We start from the raw sequence: 21,833 nt of genomic DNA, 5'->3' as shown, positions 1-21,833 counted from the left end.
ATTGGCTGATATGGTGACGAGTGAAGCCATTTTATTAGGCGTGTCGTCATTTTGAAAATAGTCTGTTGCTTAACGGCGCATTATATTAGCAAAGCGTTGCAACAAGCTCACATCGGCTTCATTTTTAAGCAGCGCGCCATATAACGGTGGAATAGACTTTTCACCACGTAAGTTTTCTTCCAACTCTTCTTGTGCCATATCATCAGCCAGTAGCAACGTTAACCAATCGACCAATTCTGAGGTTGATGGTGGCTTTTTAAGCCCTTGGACATTACGCAGCTTATAAAAAATATCCAGCGCATCATTGACCAGTTTTTCTTGGATATTAGGGAAATGCACGTCAATGATTTGACGCATGGTCTCTTCTTCTGGAAAGTCAATATAATGGAAAAAGCAGCGACGCAAGAAAGCATCAGGCAACTCTTTTTCATTGTTTGAGGTGATAATAACCACAGGACGCTGCGCAGCAGTGATGGTCTCGCCTGTCTCATAGACATAAAAAGACATTTTATCAAGCTCATGCAGCAAGTCATTTGGGAACTCGATATCAGCTTTATCAATTTCATCAATCAATAATACACTGCGCTCGTTACTGGTAAATGCCTCCCATAACTTACCGGGCTTGATATAATTGCCAATCTCATACACCTTATCATCACCCAGTTGCGAGTCACGCAAGCGCGATACGGCATCGTACTCATACAACCCTTGCTCCGCTTTGGTGGTTGACTTGATGTGCCACGTAATCAGCGGCATCCCTAAGCTTTCAGCGACCTCCTCCGCCAATAATGTCTTACCAGTGCCCGGCTCGCCTTTAATCAATAGTGGTTTTTGTAGTGTCATCGCGGCGTTGACCGCCAACTGCAAATCGTCAGTGGCAATATAATTTTGCGTACCAGTAAAGCTTTTTTTCGTTTTATCAGTCGTGCTCATAATCAAGTCTCAGTTATTGTTATAGATTAGGCTATCAAGAGCCAGAAAAGGCTTAAAGGCAATTGATGGCAAATAAATAATCATTTAGATTAGCACAGCATGATTGATTGCCAAAATACTCATGCGTTCGCAGTTGTTGAAAAATAATAGATACCTTGAACGCCCTTTGACGGTTGGTCGGCGCAGTTATAAAACGTTTTTTCATAAAAAAAGACACGCATGGTGTCTTTTTTATGGTGCTTTTCATTCACAGTACTTTTATTGATAGCGTCTTTTATATAGCTACTATAAAAGCAAAGCTCCAACCATCGCTAGCAAAAATTTAATATCACTTTACTGACGTCGCTTTACTGATGGCACTTTATTGATGTTGCTTTACTACTTATCGAGCTTTTCCATATTAGGCTTTTTAGCTAAACTGCTGTCTTTTTTTAAGCTAACGTCTGCTTTAGGGTTAGCCGCTAAAGGCGTTTTATTAGACGGTTCAGCAACAGTGGCTTGATCGGTTAAAGTCGTGCCTTCTGTCAAATAATTGCCAGTCGTCAGCTGCATGGTCGCTTGTGTATCTTCTGCAGTACGACTGCGCGCTTTGTCTAGACTTGACTCAAAAGCACCGCGAATAAGCTGCCAAACGAAGCCCACAAACAAGCCGACCACTAACACCACGAGTATCGGCAGCATATTGGTAATCGCGCCAGCCGTGTCTTTCATCATAATCGCATAAACCACGGCGATACTAGCGGGGGCAATCACACTTGGATCGCCAAGGGCAGTACCTGGTGCCAATAACACAGCAAACAATATCATCCAACTCATACCGCCCAACGGCCGCGGCAGCATACGAGCGACCAGCAACCACAATACCAACACAATAACGACACCACCCAGATACGCGTACATCGGTAAGTCTGCGGGTGGCACGTCTTTTACCAGCTGTCCCCACCAAATAGCAATTTCGCCGAGAATATCACTAATGGCTTCCAGCGGTAAGCTGTTTATAATACCTTTTAACCAGTCCATGCGTGTGTAGTTACCTGCGTTTATAAATTGTGCAGCGCGTTTACGCGCTTAACGATAGACAGTGTGCTATTTCAACGAACCATAATATCGAATATATTATCGCCAAAAGCCCTTAAGACATAAGCACTTGAAACATGACCTTTTGCCTCGCCACGTATTTTTTGTCTTGTCACTCATATAGCCTGCTAGTTTATCACGACTTTCTACCAAAATGCATGAGCGCAAATGTGTCGTAAACTTTTTCTTGCTGGCTGTCATGCAACATAGCCAAAAGAAGCTGATTAAAAACTCGCTTCAAAAATACCCATTAATCATAAATATTGTCTTGTGCTTCACGTGCACGTAATTCCGCTTGGCGGCGCATCACATCTTGCGGAGGCATTTGTACAAAATACCCTTGCGACTGTAATTTTGCCAGTACTTCTGCTTTATCAACGCGCGCAAGCGTCGGCGTATTGGCTAAGTCCAAGTGCATCACAAATTTACTGCGCCCTAAACTGGCACGGAAATCTTTTGGTAATACGCCAAGCCAATCTTTAATCTCGTCGGTATCATCAGGATAATCAGGACGGGCAATATAGACATACATATCGTTATGTTTGGGGAATTTATAAATATCACAATGCATAATAATGACCTATCAGAAACTATCGCCATAGATTAGCATATTTTGGGTGAATATCAGTAGTCGCTTTACGTTTTGCAATAGGCATTCATGCTAAATTGACTACTGCCTACCAACCGTAAAACGCTTTACTTATCGATACGGTATTGATTATTCTCACAAAAAATAATTTTTGCCAAAATTATTCACTTTAATCGCCTAGATGACTTGTAAAAGCGCGGTGAACCTTTCATAATAAAAGCGTTTTTCAGGAGAGAGTCTTGAGCAAAATATCAAGTGCGTTCATATTAATGAGCTGGCGCTGATAATTGCTACTTGACCACCGAAGGCGCATCCACCCTGCCAATCGCTCAGGTAAAAGGACTGAAAAAACACATGTCACGACTGTTTCGCTGTCTACCATCAATTGCGTAGCACACCCAAACATAAGGCATAACAAATCTGGAGAGCGGTAAGGACGGACGACGCCTTACCCACCGAAGGGGAGAAAATGCGACATCATTTAATTTGGTTTTTTAAGGCTGATGCTTTTAAAAACGTGCAATGATGGTTCGTGTTGAAAATCTCAGGTTACAGGACAGATAGGGCTTTTGCTTAAACCGACGTTCAGCGTCTGTTTGGCGGATTGCGCTATTTTTCTGTGCTACCTTTGGTTGCAATGTTTGCACCTTGCAATATTGCTTCTCGCTACTATGATAAGGCACATCAGCCTCATACTTTGATACTTGTTTTTACGACTGGTTATCGAATGCAGCTGATGTCCACATAAGGATTTGTTATGACCACTACTCAAGATAATACTGCTCAAAGCGCCAACACTTCAGCCCTAAACGCACACCTCTTTATCAGTCTCACGTTGATAGTGACGGCAAGCTGGTGGATTTTTCTGGTTGGGAATTACCAATCCATTATGGTTCGCAAATCGAAGAGCACGAAGCGGTACGTACTGATGCCGGTATGTTTGATGTCTCACATATGGTCGTCGCTGATGTCACAGGTAGCGATACCAAAGCATGGCTACAAAAGCTACTGGCCAATGATGTCGATAAACTCAAAACCGTCGGTAAAGCGCTATATTCTGGCATGCTCAACGAGCAAGGTGGCGTCATCGATGACTTAATCGTTTACCTAATGAACGAAGACGCTACTGAATACCGCATCGTTTCAAACGCTGCTACTCGTGACAAAGACATGGCACAATTTGACAAAGTCGCCGAAGGTTTTGACATCAGCATCACCGAGCGTCCAGAGCTTGCGATGATTGCCGTGCAAGGACCAAATGCGGTTGAAAAACTCGCGCAAACCAAACCTAGCTGGGCAGATACCTTATCCGGTCTTAAGCCTTTCGTTGGTGCTGATTTAACAGACATCGAAGGCGCAGATTGGTTCGTCGCTCGGACTGGCTACACTGGTGAAGATGGCGTCGAAGTCATTATGCATGGTGATGATGCACCAGCGTTTTTTGAACAATTAAAAGCCAATGGCATCAAACCTGCCGGCTTGGCGCGCGTGACACCTTGCGTATGGAAGCTGGCATGAACCTCTATGGTCATGACATGGACGACAACGTCAGTCCTTACGAGTGCAACATGGGCTGGACACTCGCGTTAAAAGACGAGCGTGATTTTGTCGGTCGTGATGCTTTAGTTAGTAAACGCCAACAGTCAAAAGACGATAGCTCTGCCATGAAGCAAGTTGGCTTGTTGCTAACGACACGCGGCGTATTGCGTGAAGGCATGACAGTCACCATCAATCAAGGCACGGACAATGAGCAAACTGGCATTATCACCAGTGGCACCTTCTCCCCTAGTCTAAAAAATTCGATTGCGATTGCCCGTGTGCCTGCCAGCGTATCAGATGATGATAGCGTTCAGGTCGATCTGCGCGGCAAAGGCAAGTTCGTTGATGTACGTGTTCTTAAGCTACCGTTTGTCCGTAATGGCAAACAGCAGTTTGACTCGTAGGCATTATAAACCCTATTATTAACATCCACTATTTTTGTTAACCATCCTCTATCACTTAGGAGAGAGACCATGAGCAATATCCCAGCAGAACTAAAATACATCGCCAGCCACGAGTGGTTACGCTTAGAAGACGACGGTACTATCACTGTTGGTATCACTGACCATGCTCAAGACCTATTGGGTGACGTGGTATTCGTTGAATTACCAGACGTGGGCGACATCATCGCTGTTGATGACGAAATCTCTGTAGTTGAATCAGTAAAAGCGGCTTCTGACGTTTATGCGCCTATCTCAGGTGAAGTCGTTGCGATCAACGAAGCCTAGAAGACGATCCAGAAATCATCAACTCTGACCCATATGGCGAAGGTTGGTTCTTTAGAATGAAGCCTGACAACATCGCTGACTACGAAGCACTGCTAACTGCTGATGAGTACGAAAACGAGCTGTAATAGCAGCTTCACTCTCTCGCTTAAAAGCGGTGTTTTATTTAAATGCCGCTACTTATAACCTTAAAAAACACAACTTGTTATGACAGATATTGGCGTCAGCTGATATCTGTACGCTTTTTCTTAGAATGTTTATCGCTCAATTTATTGCTTCCAATCGCTATCTGATTTATTCATATCAATTACTTGTCAGGCGCTATTAAAGAGACGTACTCAATACTGCCCCAAGTTGATCACTTAATCTCCAGCATGGATTCTCATATGACCCCTGACACTGATAATCAAGCAAACGCTCAAGCAAGTTCTCAAGAAAAATTTGCCACGCCTGATAATACACCGCAGCTGCAAGCGTTTCGCGAAGTGATTGAATCACGTCGTTCAGTCCGCCGCTTTACCGACACACCGATACCTGATGATGTGTTAGCAGACTGTTTGCGTTTGGCCATGCTTGCACCAAACTCTAGCAATCTACAGCCGTGGGAATTTTATGTGATTGATGATGCGGACAAGCGCAAACGCGCGGTGAAAAACTGCATGAATCAAAATGCAGCGAAAACCGCCGCTCGTTTAATCGCAGTCGTTGCGCGCACCGATGTGTGGCATGACCATGCCAAGCAAATATTGCGCGAATACCCTGATAAGCCAGTACCCAAAAAGGTTAAAGACTATTATACCAAAGTCGTTGCCATGGACTTCTTACGAGGACCTGCCAATGTGGTATCAGCGGCTAAATGGGGTGCGACTCAAGTGGTCAGACGGGTAAAAGGTCCGATTAAATCACCTTACTATACTTTTGAAGACACCAAAAACTGGGCAACCAACAATACCGCCCTTGCGGCTGAAAACCTAATGCTTGCACTACGCGCGCATGGCTTTGATAGCTGTCCGATGGGTGGTTTTGATGAGCCTGCCATGAAGCGCTTATTAAATTTAAGCGACGATCAACATATCATTATGATGATTGGTGCTGGTGAGCGCGCTGATAATGGCGTTTACAACAGCCAGTTCCGCTTTGACCAAAAGCAATTTGTTCATTACGTATAAAATCTTAAACCGTCATTAGTTATTATTACTAGTTATTTTAGCCATCCCTTTATTACTCCCTTAACCAAGGATTGTCATGACTATCTCGCAAAACCCAACGTTTGATACCTTTAAAGTTTATTCAACGAAGCTGAATTTGTCTATCGTCATCTCGGCTCTAATGAGACCAAGCAAGCTGACCTGCTCAGTGCCGTTGGTTATCAAGACATGGCGAGCTTCATCAACGATACCGTGCCTGAGCCAGTGCGCTTGCATAAAGAGCTAGATTTGCCAGTAGCGATGAGTGAGCATGCCGCGCTTGCCAAATTGCGTACCATGCAGATGACATCACTGTTAATAAGAGCTATATCGGACAAGGCTATTCGCCAGTACGTATGCCTGCGGTCATTCAGCGTAACGTCCTTGAAAACCCAGGCTGGTACACCGCTTATACGCCTTATCAGGCAGAGATTGCCCAAGGTCGCTTAGAAGCCTTGCTTAACTTCCAACAAGTATGTATTGATTTGACTGGTCTTGAGCTCGCTGGCGCGTCATTGCTTGATGAAGCAACCGCAGCTGCAGAAGCCATGGCAATGTCAAAGCGTGTCAGCAAAAGCAAATCGACGCAGTTTTTTGTTGATGACCGTATCTATCCACAAACCTTAGATGTTATTAATACCCGTGCCAAGTACTTTGGTTGGGAAGTGGTGGTTGGTGATTTTGAACTGGCTAAATCAGGCGATTATTTCGGTGCGCTATTCCAATATGTCGGTGTTGAAGGCGATGTTAAAGATTTAACCGACGTTATCGCTGCCGTGAAGAAAAACAAAACTTATGTGAGTGTCGTCAGTGACATCATGAGCTTGGTGCTATTAAAGTCACCAGCCGATATGGGCGCAGACGTCGCTTTAGGTAGCACGCAGCGTTTTGGTATTCCAATGGGCTTTGGCGGTCCACATGCTGCTTACTTTGCCTTCTCTGATAAAGCCAAACGCTCAGCTCCTGGTCGTATCATCGGCGTCTCTAAAGATTCACAAGGCAATACTGCCCTCCGTATGGCACTACAAACTCGTGAGCAGCATATCCGCCGCGAAAAAGCCAACTCAAACATCTGTACCTCACAAGTATTGCTTGCTAACCTAGCCGGTATGTATGCCGTTTATCATGGTCCAGGTGGCGTAAAGCGTATTGCAACTCGTATTCACGCGTTTGCCACTGCCTTTGCTGATGTCATTAAAAATGCTAATGACAGCAATTTAAACGTGGTACATGATCAGTTCTTTGACAGCGTCGTCGTTGATTGTGGCTCAGAAAAACTGGCCACTCAAATTTTCGAAAATGCTGACAATGTAGGCTATAACTTATGGCGTCTTGGTGAAACCAAATTAAGCGTCGCGTTTAGTGAAACCAGCGATCAACAAGACTTTAGCGTATTAACTCAGCTGTTTGTTAGTAAAGCACATGACCTACCAGAAGACGCTCGCGTTTCTCTTGATAGTGCACACTTGCGTACCGATGCTATTTTATCGCATCCAGTATTTAACTCGCATCATACTGAACATGAAATGCTGCGTTATTTAAAATCACTTGAAGACAAAGATTTGGCAATGAACCGCAGCATGATTTCATTGGGTAGCTGTACCATGAAACTGAATGCCACCAGCGAGATGCTACCGATTACGTGGCCTGAATTTGCTAATGTGCATCCTTTTGCACCACGTGACCAAGTCACAGGCTACGTTGCCATGATTGATAGCTTGCAAGACCAGCTGAAAGCCATTACTGGTTTTGATGATGTGTCTATGCAGCCAAACTCTGGCGCTTCAGGTGAGTATGCTGGTCTGCTAGCGATTCGCCGTTATCACGAATCATTGGGTGAAACTGACCGTGATGTTTGTTTAATCCCTCAGTCAGCGCACGGTACTAACCCTGCGACGGCTATGATGATGGGCATGAAAGTAATCGTGGTTAAAACCGATGACAATGGTAACGTTGATATCGATGATCTAACTGCTAAGTGTGAAGAAAACAGTGCCAATCTAGGTGCTTTGATGATTACTTATCCATCGACGCATGGCGTGTTTGAAGAAGGCATCCGTAAAATCTGTGACCTTATCCATAAACATGGCGGTCAGGTTTATATGGATGGTGCCAATATGAATGCACAGGTTGGCATGATGCAACCGGCTGACGTTGGCGCTGATGTATTGCACATGAACTTGCATAAAACCTTCTGCATCCCGCATGGCGGCGGTGGTCCAGGCATGGGCCTATCGGCATGAAATCGCATTTAGCACCCTTTATGGCCAACCATACATTGAGCCTGTGCATAATGCACAAAAAGACTGCTCGGCCGTATCGGCAGCCCCTTATGGTTCAGCAAGCATCCTACCAATTTCATGGATGTACATTGCCATGATGGGTCGTGATGGTCTGCTAAAAGCAACTGAGCTTGCGCTATTAAATGCTAACTATGTCGCTGCTCAATTAAAAGACCACTACCCTGTCCTTTATACGGGCAAAAATGGTCGCGTCGCGCACGAATGTATCATCGATATTCGTCCGTTGAAAGAAGAGACTGGCATCAGTGAAAGCGATATTGCTAAGCGCTTGATGGATTACGGTTTCCACTCACCAACGATGAGCTTCCCAGTTGCAGGTACGTTGATGATTGAACCAACTGAGTCTGAATCTAAAGAAGAATTAGATCGTTTCATCAGTGCCCTAAAATCTATCAAAGCCGAAGCAATGAAAGCCAAAGCTGGCGAAGAGGGTTGGACGTTAGAAGACAACCCACTAGTCAACGCGCCGCATACCGCGGCGATGGTCACCAACAGCGAATGGACGCACCCATACAGCCGTGACACAGCAGCATTCCCACTGCCTTATATCCGCGCCCATAAGTTCTGGCCGAGTGTAGCACGTGTCGATGACGCTTATGGTGATAAGAATCTCATGTGTTCTTGCCCAAGTATCGAAAACTATATGTAGTTTTCAAATAAGTATGAACAGTTGATATAAAAATAAACCTCCAAGTCAGCAGCTGATTTGGAGGTTTTTATTTTGTATGTACTTTATCTGACTTGTTATGCTCTTAGCATGGTTAACTCTAAATAAAACAAAAGATGATCAGAATAGCCTGCTACTAATACATATTTTCCTTGCTTGCTGTGCGACTTCGTCACTGTAGATGCTACGTAAAACTTATCTCAGCAGCACTTAATTCTTTTTAAATTTAATCGACTATAGTTAGTTAAAATCATAATTGTGTCTATAAGCAAACGCTTTATAATGATCTTCTCATTTAATCTTATGTGGAATAGCTAAAATGACTCGTGCAAATAAAAATACGACAGTGTCTAATCACGAGCCCATTCAGCTTGAAGGTGTCATACTCATAGCAGGCATCATGTTTTTTGCTGCTCTAGCCACAGTTATCAGTATCTATTTTAATGACTATAAGTTAAACATCAGCTGTGAAAAAAAACGACCTGATGAAATAGCAATCTGCCAAATTGTTAAAGTAAACCTACTTGATCAGAAGACTGTATTATTTGATGACCAACCTATTACTACTGCTAATATATTAGGAGTAGTAGTTTTTAACAGAAGTCCTAGCGCAGTTAGTAACAACTTCCAAAAAAAGCTGTGCAAAGCTCAATTATATGGTAGTTATGGAGAAGTAATTTGGAAAACTCAGCATTCTAATGAATGGTGGAAACAAAACTGCTTTGGATATGATGATAGTGGCGCTTTTATAGATTACTTAGAAAATCAAGAAATTGCAGAAAACAGAAAGCTGAATCACAACTACCAACTTGTTATCTATAAACATTGGGATAAGTACTTACTAAGCTTTCTAGGTTGGGCAGTGGTTTGCTCAATTATCCTTATTATATATTGCCATATAAGGTTGGGAATAGAACTCCGTAAAATGAGTCAAACTTGAGCTAGATTTAATATACATAGATTATATGAGTTATAAAGACTGGTTCTTCATGTTTTTAGCATTCTTTTTCATATGTTATCAAAACTATTTTTACTTTGTTGGAAAATGCCATGCCACAAAAAAACTGCGTCATTCTCATCCATGGTCTGCACCAAACCGCTTGGATCATGCGACCACTCGCCAAACGCTTGCAAGCAACAGGATTTGATACTCATCAATTCGGTTATCGTAGTATGCGTGACGGTATCAAAACCAATAGTGCCCGCCTAAATAGCTGGCTAGAAAACCATCATCACCCTGACCAACCGATAGATTTGGTCGGTCATAGTTTGGGCGGTCTGATTATTCGTGATTTTGTCACTGCATATCCGCAGTGGCAGATAGGACGCTGCGTGACACTTGGGACACCGCATGTAGGCAGTGTATGTGCTGACTACATTTGGCGCTTGACCCCAGCTGTAGTGGGTCGCTCATACATCGATGCGTTAGATGGCAGCGTAGCACCTTTACCGGAGCATATTACCCTTGGGGTGATTGCGGGTAATCGTCCTTATGGCCTAGGGCAGTTGTTTTTACAGTATCATAATCGAAAATTGCGTAAGACAAATAATATGCCATCAGTAGAACACCTACTACACGATGGCACAGTATATATAGAAGAAACCAAAATAGAGGCTGCCACGGATCACATAGTTTTACCAGTCTCGCATACTGGGATGCTGGTCGATAAAACAGTAGCCGCGCAAACCAAGTACTTTTTACAACATGGACAGTTCGAGCATAACAAACTTACGTCTTGAGAAAAGCATCATCTTTTATCAATGATAGAATCTTATGGCTTATCGAACGTTGATACCCATACCCTGCTGCAACTCAGTTTTATGTTTTTTGATGACTGGAATCAGGGTGTTCATGACCCAGTCATTCCGCCAGCCTTTTAATCCCTCTGGCAACTCGCTTAAATCTTTATCAAAAGCAATTACTTCATACAATTGCCCGAGCCACTTTTTACGCATCAATACATTGTCAGGTACGCCGATAGCTCGTGCGTGATTATCGATCGCTTGCTGCACTGCTTTTGACAGTACTTTATTTTTTGAGCGATACGGCGGTAATAGGCAGTCAGGATATTCAGCAGGGTGCAGGTTTTTTGCTTGATTTATCACTTTTAGCAGCTCTTCGCCGTATAAGCGCAACATACTGCGGTGCATCGTGGTTTTGTGCGCAAGCTCTCGCATATTGCTTGGTTTTTCAGTGATGATCTCACGTACTGCTTGTTTTTTAATCACAAACGTACGTGGCTGATTGGTCGAACGTGCCAGCTCCTCGCGCCACGTCGCAACCGCTTGCAGTATCGCCATCTGCTGTGAAGTATAACGATAATCTGCCATTGTTAGGTACATTGCGCTGTCTTCAACATGCTGAGTATCATACAAATCACTGGCATAAAGCTGGCAATCTGCCCATACATAATCGTATAAACCTTGCTTTTTTAACGCATATTCAAGACTTAAATAAAGTGCTGGCAAAAAGCGTACGTCATCAATCGCATACTGCTCTTGCTCGTCTGATAATGGACGTTGCAGCCAGTCCGACTGGCTTTGTTCTTTATCAATGTGCATGTCTAGCTGGTCGTCAAGCGCTTGCTGATAGCCCATTTGCAATTGACCCGTTAAGTAAGACAACGCAATTTGCGTATCAAATATATTGGTCAATGGCGGACAACCAGAGAGTAGATAAAAAATCCCTAAATCCTCACCACAGGCATGCCAAATCGCCACATCAACTTTGGCCAGTGCCTGCCACAGTTCGGTCAGTTGCAACTGCGGGGCATCTAATAAATAAATATGATTGCCAGTATTCAGCTGCACCAATGCCAAGCGCGGATAATAAGTATCACGTTTGATAAACTCGGTATCTAACGCCACCCGACCACAAGTTGCCAATGCATCGATAACTTCAGCCAAACCATTTTGTTCACGCACCCACGTGACAGCAGCTTCGTCGGCACTATCTAGCAACGCATCAATATCTGGCTCTGAGGGCAGATCTGCTGACTCTATTTTAGAATTAATTGATTGTGCTAATAAATCATCAGAAGTAGCAATGTTAATGTTGTCTACAAGGTTTGATTGGATGGCAGCAGTTGAAGCTGTTGGAGCATGGTTGGACACGGGCAGATACCTGCATAAATAGGAAAAAATAAAACGCTAGAGGCGTCTCGATAAAAGTAAATAATAAAATACTAGTGAATCAATTATAACAATTTCATAAAATAAAATGGAAAAGACTTGGTCCTTATAAAAAGATGCTATAAAAATGAACGATTTTGCATCGCTTGTCCAAGGGTCATGCTATCAAGATATTCAAGCTCGCCGCCCATTGGTACACCTTGTGCCAAACGTGTGACCTTATTAACATGACGACTAACCGCTGCACTGATAAAGTGCGCGGTGGTCTGCCCTTCGACAGTCGTACCAGTCGCCAATATCAACTCTTCAACAGGCTCTTGCTTGACCCGCCAGACCAGTTGTTCAATATTCAGATCATCAGCGCTAATGCCATCAATCGGTGATAAATGACCACCTAACACAAAGTAGCGGCCACGGTAGCCTGCGGTTTGTTCGATAGCCATCACGTCTGCTGCGGTCTCAACCACACATAGCAAGGCATCATCACGGCGCGGATCTTGGCACAGCGGACAGATTTGATCATCACTGAAGCTATGGCAGCGTTGGCATTCGACGATATCGCGCATCGCCTCATCAAGCGCTTGGGCAAGTGCCATGCCTTGTGGACGTTTTTTGGTGAGCAAATGCAGCGCCATACGTTGGGCACTTTTTTGACCCACACCCGGCAAAATACGCAGCTGTTTAACCAGCTGATCAAATTTGGCTGTCAGCAAAGCATCTTCCTTTATTTAACTTAATTTATAAATCGTAGCTATGAAAATGGGGTCGTATCATGTCGATAACAACCCCATTTTGTCTTTAATATGTCGTGTTTGGCTTAAAAAATAACGACTTAGAACATACCTTGCATACCAGGTGGTAGACCCATGCCTGAGGTCGCGCCAGCCATGGTTTCTTCGTATAGCGCATCTGCTTGACGAACGGCGTCATTGATAGCAGCAGCGATAAGATCTTCGATCATATCTGGCTCATCTTCTAGCAAGCTTGGATCGATGGTTAAACGCTTAACCACATGGCGACCCGTCATGGTGACTTTTACCAGACCACTGCCCGCTTCAGCTTGTACTTCTTTATTCGCAAGCTCTTTCTTAGCATTTTCAACGTTTGCTTCGACTTTCTTTTGCATCGTTTGTGCTTGTTGCATTAATGCTTGAATATTCATAGTTGCCTCTTTTGTTTTTTAATCATAAATGATTGATATTTTACTAGGGCGTGTCCTCAATTCAATTGATCATATCTAAACGGGTTAAAAATGGCTAAATTTTGCCAAACATCGTTAAATAGCTGGTTAATATCCCGATATTATCTGCGCTATTTTCCTCGTTTAACGGCAATTTATTTCATTTTTATCACCATTTTTGAAATAAGGACACGCCCTAATATAAAGTGCTAACCGCGATTATACCGTTATCTTTACAAACTGTCTAAACCACGCGCCAAATCTTTGATGATATCTTCTACATCTTCTAAGCCTACTGACAAACGAATAAGACAATCTTTTACGCCCGCTTCAGCGCGCTCTTTTGCACTCAAGCGAAAATGGGTGGTGGTCGCGGGATGGGTAATGGTGGTTTTAGCATCGCCCAAGTTATTGGTAATAGAGACCATTTGGGTGGAATCAATGACATGCCAAGCCGCAGATTTCGAATCACGACTATTTGAATCAGTGCTGTCAGAAGCCTTTACTTCAAAACCCATGATAGCACCATAGCCACCTTTCATATGATGTTGACGCGTCGCAAGCTCATGAGCAGGATGATCACTCAAACCTGAGAAATGTACGGCACTAACATTGGGATGATTGACCAAAAACTCTGCTACTTGATTGGCATTTTGACAATGCGCTTGCATACGCAGTTTCAGCGTCTCTAACCCTTTGGTAAATACCCATGCGTTAAATGGACTCATACTGATACCGCCTGAACGTACCACAGTAAACGCCTCTTGCATCAGCTTATCGCTACCAACTAGTGCGCCGCCAAGTACTCGCCCCTGACCGTCTAAATATTTAGTGGCAGAATGAATCACCACATCGGCACCCAAATCAAGTGGACGCTGCAAAGCTGGAGTGGCAAAGCAATTATCAACGACCAATAAGATATCATTGGCTTTACACAGCTGGCTTAAAAAGCCAATATCACAAATCTGTGCCAATGGATTACTTGGGCTTTCGCAATAAATGACTTTGGTGTTTGGTTGAACGGCGTTTGCCCACGCCTCATTATCGAAGCAATCAACGTAGCTGACTTCCACACCGAACTTTGCCATATAATTATTAAATAGACCAATCGATGAGCCAAATAATTGATTGGCAGCAAGCAAATGATCGCCCGCTTTCAGATATGCCAAGCACATAGTCAAAATCGCGCCCATGCCAGAGGCTGTCGCCACTGCACGCTCTCCGTTTTCAAGCGCTGCTAAACGACGCTCAAAGGTACGCACACTTGGATTGGTGTGGCGTGAGTAAACGTTGCCCGTCTTGTCTCCATTAAAATGTGCCGCGGCATCTGCCGCTGAGGTATACACGTACGAGCTGGTAGTAAAGATAGCCTCTGAGTGCTCACCCTCATCGGTACGATGTTGCCCTGCCCGTACAGCAATGGTTTGCATACCATAATCGAGATCTAAATTGAGCGCGTCACTGCGCCAGTTTGGATCTAATTTATCTACATTTTTATCATCATGGGCTTGCGACTGACTCATAAATATTCCGTTGCTTTGATTGGTATTTTGATTGATATAAAATGACTGCTTATTCTTCTGATTATCGACCGAATGCATCAGCGTTATCATATCATGTCAACTTATTCCACACAGCTGGTTTCAAGCGATGGCTAAATATTATTTTTGAATACACATCTACCTCTTTCTTAACAACAGATGAAAGAGAGACGATAAGTAAATAATGACTGAATAAGTCGCTGAATCTAACAAAAATAACGTATTTATAATAGGCATAGATGACGACAGCTGATAAGCTTAGCGGCGATTTAATTTTTGTCTTGGGCGATATTGTTATACGCTTCGTAATCAGTGCTATCATCGGTAAAATAAACGATGCACTAGCGCATGTCCTTCATTCAATTGATAGTCTTTTTAATGGACTAAAAATGAGGACATGCCCTCACGCTTACTTTCTAACAAATACTTCTTTATGTAAGGCTCACTAAGGTAATTCATTTATGTCGATGTTCAGTATAGAACCAAGCAACTTATCGTTGAGTCTAACACTCGGACTAACCTTAGGTCTTAGTGGATGTCAGGTTTTGCCAAAACAGCCGCACTTACCTGAGAGCCAAGCATTATCAGCACGAGTACATGACTTATATCAACACGAAGACAATCAAGAAACTGGACAAAGTGACACAGTAGCAACCAATGACGTTGATTTGGTAGCATCGATTAGCGAGCAGAATGATATTCACCCAGATTTATCCGGCTACCACCCCATTGTAACTGGTGCCAATGCTTTTGCTTCTCGCAGTATATTAACGGACATGTCCACACGTAATATCGATGCGCAGTATTATATTTGGCATAATGACCAAGCTGGTCAGCTACTATTGAAAGATCTGTGGGAAGCGGCTGAACGCGGCATCATTGTACGCTTACTATTAGATGATTTTAATAATGACGCCACCTTCGATCAGCATTTATTACGTTTTTCCAGTCATCCGAACATTGCGGTACGAATCATCAATCCGCTGATGCACCGTAAGTTTCAAACATTAAACTACGTCACAGGTCTGCCACGTATCAATCGCCGCATGCACAATAAAAGCATGACTTTTGATAAGCAGATTACCATCATTGGGGGACGTAATATTGGCAATGAATATTTAAGCAATGACCAAAATAGTCAATTTGCGGATTTGGATGTTTTACTCATCGGTAAAGTCGTCGCAGATATTGACAACAGTTTTTCAAGCTATTGGTCTTCGCCTTTGTCATTTGACATCGAAACGCTAGTGAAGCCTGACAACAATACAGCGCCTGATTTCCTAGCGGCACTGGACAAGCTCGGTCAGGATGAAAAAGGTAGCGACAATCATTTGACGGTGTATAAAGAAGCGCTAGAAGAGTCAACGATAGACAGTGACTTGGTCAATAAACGCGTGCCTTTTCGCTGGACAGACATGCAGTTTTTGAGTGATGATGTAGGCAAGCTGACTAAAACGGTACCAGCGGATACCAATTTGGTGCATCAACTGCGTACCTTATTAGGCAGCCCAACCAAAAAGCTAACCATCATCTCCTCTTACTTTGTACCCACCAAAGATGGTGTCAATACTTTAGTGCAATTGGCTGAAGCTGGTATCGAGATTAAGATTTTGACCAATTCATTTGATGCGACCGACGTGACTGCTGTGCATTCTGGCTATAGTCAATGGCGACCTAACTTGCTGCGCGCTGGTGTCAAAATCTACGAGCTAAAATCCACTGCCTCTGAAGAAAAACGCGAAAACAAGCTTTGGAAAGCTCGTAGTCAATCCTCAACCAGTTTACATGCAAAAACGTTTGCCGTTGATGACTATCAAGTATTCATTGGCTCCTATAATGTCGACCCTCGATCTGCCAATATCAATACAGAAATGGGTGTGATCATCAATGATGATGAGCTGGCAAAACAATTGCATGGTGCGCTGAGCGATGACCTGCTAAACCAAGCTTATGAAGTCAAACTATCAGATAATGGTAAGCTACAGTGGCATACTATGGAAGACGATAAAAAAGTGGTTTATGATTCAGAGCCACGCGTCGATATCAGCGATCATGTCTGGCTGACTATCATGTCATGGCTACCTATTGATTGGTTGCTATAGCTGCCACCATTAAAAACACTCTAAAACTTAGTCATATTTAAATAATAACAGCGCTATTGAGTGATTCTTTTGCCCAATTTTTTTAGTTTGAGCACTTTTTTAGTTTGAGCACTTTTTTAGTTTGAGTACTTTTTAGTTGGAGTACTTTTCATTTAAGCACTATTCATTCAAGTGCTTTTAACTCCGAGCTTGTTGCCCAATAACTTTTAGCTCAAACGTCTTTATTTTTTCGGCAAATCATTATTTTTCATATTGATTTGTCGTTTTTTATTATAGCCGGTTATCCAGATAATAATCGGCTTAACGAATACTATTATATGTGGATGCGCGACCTATTATGCCTTCTCGTTCTCAATATGCAATGATGTCTTCTAAAGACAGAAACACCGTACTGTTTATCTGCTTTAGCAGCGCAGTCGCGTTTTTTGATTTTTTGATTTATTTATATCTAGCAGATATCATGGCGACCGCTTTTTTCCCTGCTAATATTGACCCAGCTATTACAAAGGTGCAAGGGCTTGGTCTATTTGCAATTGGCTATTTGGCACGCCCACTTGGCGGTATCATCTTTGGTCGTTATGGTGATATCAAAGGCCGAAAACCCATACTATTGATCAGTATATTAGTGACGGCGGTCAGCTTGTTGGCGATGGCATGCTTACCTACCTATGGGCAATGGGGGCTGATTGCACCAACCTTATTTATAGTCTTGAGGCTGATACAAGGCATGGCATTTGGTCTTTATGTGCCACTCGCTTGGGTTTTTGTGGCAGAGCATGTACCGCGCCAATACTCGTCAGTATCTTGTAGCTATGTCACCGCCAGTTTTTATGTAGGCGTGCTGTTTTCTAATGCCTTTTTTCTTTGGTTAACCAATTCTATGACGACTGAGCAATTGGCTAATTACGGCTGGCGCTTGCCATTTTTCATCGCGGCTATTCTGAGTTTATTACCATTATTGGCGTGGCGATGGATAGATGAGTCACCCTTTTTTCTAGAAATGAAAAACTCAAAGCCGAGCGATTATGTTGCCAAACCCTTCAATTTACTCTTTAAGCATTGCAAACATTCGCTATTTATCGGCATGGTTCTCACGCTTATTGTTTCTAGCATCACGACCGTTGTTGTGCTATTGCTACCCGATTTGATTGAATTACGTTTTACCTTAGACAGCGATTTATTTGGATTCTCACACAGTCTGGGTATTGTGTTCATGGTTTTTGGTTGTATTTTTTATGGGATAATATCCAACCACCAAAACTTCGGTAAGATTCTGACGGTTGGCTCTATTCTTTTGATCGCTCAGATGTTTGCCTTTTTCTACCATCTGCAAGCCAGCGGTGACTACATCCTCATTATGTATGCGCTTTTAGGCTTTTGTGCTGGCATCGTTGGGATGATACCTGCCATCCTTGTACAGTTATTTCCGACCAATGTACGACTAACAGGAATGGCTTTTTGTTATAATATCGCCTACGGTATTGTTGGAGTACTTGTGCCTTTCGGGCTGGGTTATGCCACTTTGTATGTGAGCTTCTCACCAGCGCTCTACATTGCGTTTATCGGTTTTATCGGCATAATAATGGGTATTTATTTTTATAATTTGCCTGAATTTAAAAAAATCGACCACATTATTTAGCTAGTAGCTGCCTATTATCTGCATAACGATTGAAATTAAAAAATTAAGGTGCAATCGTATGTCTCATACATTGCACCTTGTTCATTTATTTAAGACACCAATATTATAAAATATTAAGGCTCAAAACCATGGTTGATATGACCAACAAACGACTCTCAGTCGCACCCATGATCGACTGGACAACGACGGATTATCGTTATTTTGCTCGGCTTTTTAATCCGCATGTTTATTTGTACACCGAGATGATCAGTACGGGCGCGCTGATACATGGCAATCGAGCACGGCATCTGCGCTTTGATACGCTTGAGCATCCGCTTGTACTACAGCTGGGCGGCGCAGATATTAGCGAGATGACGCAATGTGCTGAATTTGCGCAGCAGCATGGTTATGATGAGGTCAATATCAATGTTGGTTGTCCCTCTGATCGCGTACAGCATAATAAGATTGGTGCTTGCCTCATGGCAGAGCCGCACACGGTTGCCGATTTGGTCAAACACATGCAAGCGGCGGTCGATATCCCAGTAACCGTGAAGCATCGTATTGGTATCGATGATTTTGACAGTTATGAGTTTATGGTTGATTTTGTAGAAAAAGTGGCAGCAGCGGGTTGCACACGCTTTATTGTCCATGCACGTACTGCATGGCTACAGGGGCTTAGCCCCAAGCAAAATCGCGAGATACCACCACTACGTTATGAGGATGTCTATCGTCTCAAACAAGACTTTCCACAGCTTGATATCGAGATTAATGGCGGCATCGATACTGTTAAAGATATCGAAGCACATTTGCAGCATGTGGATGGCGTGATGATTGGTCGCGCGTTTTATCACAACCCTTACCTATTAGCAGAAACCAATAGCTTATGGAACGAACCAGCACCTAAGCGCTCAGATATTTTAGTGCAGCTTTATCCGTATATGGAGGCGCAGATTGCTAAAGGTGAAGCACTGCCAACGATGACAAGACATTATTTAGGGCTGTTTCAAGGACTGACGGGTGCGCGCAAATGGCGACAGGCGTTAAGTGGCAAACCTCAGCTAACAATCGATGATATTAAACGGGCAGCGGATGAGGTGTTACTACTAAATCCTGATACTTAAGAAAATTCATCATTATGATGACAGCTATAAAAGTGTAATAATAACGCCGAAATAGCCATTGTTTATTTAGGCGATTTGCGCAATATATTGCCACATCGCCGCCCCATTATTCACGATATGCAATAATATCGGCAGTAACAGCGAGCCTGACTTGATACGCGCGTAGCAAAATATCAATGCCAGTACCACAATGGTACTGATTTCATAAATACCATACTGCACATGGATCACCGCAAATATCAAGCTGGTCACGACACTTGCTACGATCGCCCCTCGATGCTTTGAATAAGTTGACGAGGTAAATTGCTCTGCGATCGCTGACCATAATAGACCACGAAATATCAGCTCTTCATAGATTGGCGCGACAATGACCATTGCAAACATCAACAGCCATACTGAGCTGACAGACTGATATAAAGGATCGACGAAGAGCAATGGCGATTTATCAAGCAAATAAGTCAATGCCTGACTGCCAATCATAAATATCAACAGCAGCCCAAGCAATCCCATACCCACCGCAAATGAGAACGGCTTTAACGCTAAATACTGACGACTATCGCCCCCTCTTATACGAATAACCAAGAGACTAATAGCAACCAGTAGCACGCAGCCTATCATAATAGAGAGGCTGACCACAGTGCCATCGTTGCTGCCGAAAAAGAAAATATCAGCCATGGTTGAATTTTTAGCAGCCGGTAATACCAGCTTGCCAGCGATATACACGCCTAGCAGCTGACTGATAAAAAATGCCATTAGCATGCCAACAGTCAGTAGAAACACACCCAATCGTGAAAATAGCGGCGTGCGCTTAGGCGGCGTATTAAGATTGTGCGAACCAGTAGCATTTTTTAGCATAAAGTCATTACTCAAACGGATATTTTGTCAGCTCGCATCTAGGGCGTGTCCTCAATTCAATCGATTATCCTCTAAATGAGTTAAAAATGGCTAAATTTTGCCAAACATCGTTAAATAGCTTATCAATATCTCGATATTATTTACGCTACTTTCCTTGTTTGACGGCAATTTATCTCATTTTTATCATCATTTTTAAAATGAGGACACGCCCTAGCATAAGCAATAATGAGCATAAATAGTCATCAGCGATTATGTTGGTAGTTGCTGCTCAATCAATGATAATACTTGCTGAGAGACCGACTCTGGATACTCAAGTGGAAACATATGACCACCGGCATGGGTCTCATAAGGAATATTCAAACGCGACTTTATTTGTTGCGGAAATCGGCGTTTTAAAAAGATACTGTCTTGACCGATAATCAAAGTAACAGGCGGCTTTGGTCCATGATTTGGTGCCAGCCAATACCAAGATGGATTGGTGCGAAAGACAGCGACCTCACTGGCTTTCGGAATCGCCAATGTCACTTTGCCATCCGCACGTTCGTGTAGCCCATGCTCGATATAGCCTTGAAACTACGTTCATCAAAGTTTTTGAAAAAACCTTTGTGCCGCATCTTATCATACGCATCTGCGCGGCTCTCCCAGACATCACGGCGATGCTTAGACACGCCAGCTGGTGACAATTTATCCATCAGGCGGTTATTCATCATCGGCAATCTATCCGCCGTCTTTGCCAAATGCCATAGCAAACTCACTTTGCCATAAATCCAAGGTGGATCCATGAGTACCGCTTGGGCAAAGTACTGCGGCGCACGATACAATGCCTGCAAGGTACACATCGCACCCAGCGAATGACCCACTGCCACTACTTGCGACACGCCATGCTTCTCACAGGTATTTTTGACACTATCAATAATCTGCTGTGTAAGCTGCGCCAATGGTCATCGACTGGATAATCAGGCGTTGCACCCAGCATGGCAATATATTCAATGGTAAAAAATTCTGCTAACTTCTCAAAAAATGGTTGATAAACCGCACTTGGCATCCCATTAGCATGAGCAAAATGCAGGACAGGTTTGTTGGTTATTGTAGAGACAGGTAAAGCAGTAAAAGTTGGCAAATTAATTTCATCACTCATGATAAGCTCTCTTCGATTTAAGTCGCTATTTAGGGTGTTTTTTATAATCATTGAATCTCATATACAATTGAGGCTGAGCATAATCATACGCTCAGCCTCAACAATCATACACAGTAAATCTCAAAC

The 21,833-nt window shown here is 43.2% G+C and carries 14 protein-coding genes, 4 pseudogenes and 2 riboswitches; of the genes and pseudogenes, 9 read left to right on the top strand and 9 right to left on the bottom strand.

Going from position 1 to position 21,833, the window contains the following annotated elements; genetic code table 11:
* Nucleotides 1-69 precede the first annotated feature (69 nt).
* From TT12_RS01005 to TT12_RS00990, 3 genes are all read right to left on the bottom strand, one after another.
* On the bottom strand, nt 70-933 hold the full coding sequence (locus TT12_RS01005; RefSeq protein ID WP_045451389.1) for an AAA family ATPase: 864 nt from the start codon (nt 931-933) through the stop codon (nt 70-72).
* Between the two features lie 378 nt (nt 934-1,311).
* Nucleotides 1,312-1,953, bottom strand: coding sequence for a hypothetical protein (locus TT12_RS00995; RefSeq protein ID WP_045451384.1), 642 nt, complete (start codon nt 1,951-1,953; stop codon nt 1,312-1,314).
* A gap of 307 nt (nt 1,954-2,260) precedes the next feature.
* Nucleotides 2,261-2,581 carry a YcgL domain-containing protein gene (locus TT12_RS00990; RefSeq protein ID WP_045451381.1) on the bottom strand — a complete coding sequence of 107 codons (321 nt, stop codon included), beginning with the start codon at nt 2,579-2,581 and terminating at the stop codon, nt 2,261-2,263.
* 235 nt (nt 2,582-2,816) lie between these two features.
* A riboswitch (glycine riboswitch) is annotated at nt 2,817-2,954 on the top strand.
* A gap of 55 nt (nt 2,955-3,009) precedes the next feature.
* A riboswitch (glycine riboswitch) is annotated at nt 3,010-3,169 on the top strand.
* Nucleotides 3,170-3,451: 282 nt separating this feature from the next.
* Here TT12_RS00990 and gcvT point away from each other — a divergent pair.
* The 6 genes and pseudogenes from gcvT (at nt 3,452) to TT12_RS00960 (ending at nt 10,760) form a co-directional block, all read left to right on the top strand.
* Nucleotides 3,452-4,542, top strand: a pseudogene (gene gcvT, locus TT12_RS00985) (glycine cleavage system aminomethyltransferase GcvT).
* A 69-nt stretch (nt 4,543-4,611) separates the two neighbouring features.
* Nucleotides 4,612-4,991, top strand: a pseudogene (gene gcvH / locus TT12_RS00980) (glycine cleavage system protein GcvH).
* 258 nt (nt 4,992-5,249) lie between these two features.
* On the top strand, nt 5,250-6,032 hold the full coding sequence (locus TT12_RS00975) for a nitroreductase family protein (RefSeq protein ID WP_045451379.1): 783 nt from the start codon (nt 5,250-5,252) through the stop codon (nt 6,030-6,032).
* A 76-nt stretch (nt 6,033-6,108) separates the two neighbouring features.
* Nucleotides 6,109-9,002, top strand: a pseudogene (gene gcvP / locus TT12_RS00970) (aminomethyl-transferring glycine dehydrogenase).
* Between the two features lie 337 nt (nt 9,003-9,339).
* On the top strand, nt 9,340-9,960 hold the full coding sequence (locus tag TT12_RS00965; RefSeq protein WP_045451377.1) for a hypothetical protein: 621 nt from the start codon (nt 9,340-9,342) through the stop codon (nt 9,958-9,960).
* Between the two features lie 110 nt (nt 9,961-10,070).
* Nucleotides 10,071-10,760: an esterase/lipase family protein gene (locus tag TT12_RS00960; protein WP_045451564.1), complete on the top strand. Its 690-nt coding sequence runs from the start codon at nt 10,071-10,073 to the stop codon at nt 10,758-10,760.
* Between the two features lie 39 nt (nt 10,761-10,799).
* Here the strand turns inward: TT12_RS00960 and TT12_RS00955 are convergent, their stop codons facing one another.
* The 4 genes from TT12_RS00955 to TT12_RS00940 all read right to left on the bottom strand — a co-directional run bounded on the left by TT12_RS00955 (nt 10,800) and on the right by TT12_RS00940 (nt 14,855).
* Complete coding sequence (locus TT12_RS00955) at nt 10,800-12,134, bottom strand: ribonuclease D (RefSeq protein WP_201604974.1); 1,335 nt, start codon at nt 12,132-12,134, stop codon at nt 10,800-10,802.
* A gap of 137 nt (nt 12,135-12,271) precedes the next feature.
* On the bottom strand, nt 12,272-12,865 hold the full coding sequence (gene recR, locus TT12_RS00950) for a recombination mediator RecR (protein ID WP_045451374.1): 594 nt from the start codon (nt 12,863-12,865) through the stop codon (nt 12,272-12,274).
* A gap of 119 nt (nt 12,866-12,984) precedes the next feature.
* Nucleotides 12,985-13,314: a YbaB/EbfC family nucleoid-associated protein gene (locus TT12_RS00945; RefSeq protein ID WP_045445429.1), complete on the bottom strand. Its 330-nt coding sequence runs from the start codon at nt 13,312-13,314 to the stop codon at nt 12,985-12,987.
* Nucleotides 13,315-13,565: 251 nt separating this feature from the next.
* Nucleotides 13,566-14,855 (bottom strand): O-succinylhomoserine sulfhydrylase, encoded by a 1,290-nt coding sequence (locus tag TT12_RS00940; RefSeq protein ID WP_045451559.1) that lies wholly within the window; start codon nt 14,853-14,855, stop codon nt 13,566-13,568.
* A gap of 479 nt (nt 14,856-15,334) precedes the next feature.
* On the opposite strand from TT12_RS00940, the gene TT12_RS00930 reads away from it, so the two are divergent.
* From TT12_RS00930 to dusA, 3 genes are all read left to right on the top strand, one after another.
* A complete protein-coding gene (locus TT12_RS00930) occupies nt 15,335-16,975 on the top strand; it encodes a phospholipase D family protein (protein ID WP_045451368.1) in 1,641 nt (546 codons plus the stop codon).
* Between the two features lie 337 nt (nt 16,976-17,312).
* Entirely contained in the window at nt 17,313-18,614 is a 1,302-nt protein-coding gene (locus TT12_RS00925) for an MFS transporter (RefSeq protein ID WP_045451556.1), read from the top strand.
* A 128-nt stretch (nt 18,615-18,742) separates the two neighbouring features.
* Nucleotides 18,743-19,714: a tRNA dihydrouridine(20/20a) synthase DusA gene (gene dusA, locus TT12_RS00920; RefSeq protein WP_045451365.1), complete on the top strand. Its 972-nt coding sequence runs from the start codon at nt 18,743-18,745 to the stop codon at nt 19,712-19,714.
* A 66-nt stretch (nt 19,715-19,780) separates the two neighbouring features.
* Here the strand turns inward: dusA and TT12_RS00915 are convergent, their stop codons facing one another.
* Together TT12_RS00915 and TT12_RS00910 are read right to left on the bottom strand one after the other, a co-directional pair.
* Nucleotides 19,781-20,569, bottom strand: coding sequence for a CPBP family intramembrane glutamic endopeptidase (locus tag TT12_RS00915; RefSeq protein WP_045451553.1), 789 nt, complete (start codon nt 20,567-20,569; stop codon nt 19,781-19,783).
* A gap of 249 nt (nt 20,570-20,818) precedes the next feature.
* Nucleotides 20,819-21,707 (bottom strand): annotated as a pseudogene (locus tag TT12_RS00910) (alpha/beta hydrolase).
* Nucleotides 21,708-21,833 lie beyond the last annotated feature (126 nt).

It is taken from the genome of Psychrobacter sp. JCM 18903, assembly GCF_000586475.1.
In the GTDB taxonomy this organism is placed as follows: Bacteria; Pseudomonadota; Gammaproteobacteria; order Pseudomonadales; family Moraxellaceae; genus Psychrobacter.
The sequence above is the reverse complement of the archived record's forward strand: the minus strand, read 5'-3'. Positions and strand labels throughout refer to the sequence as shown.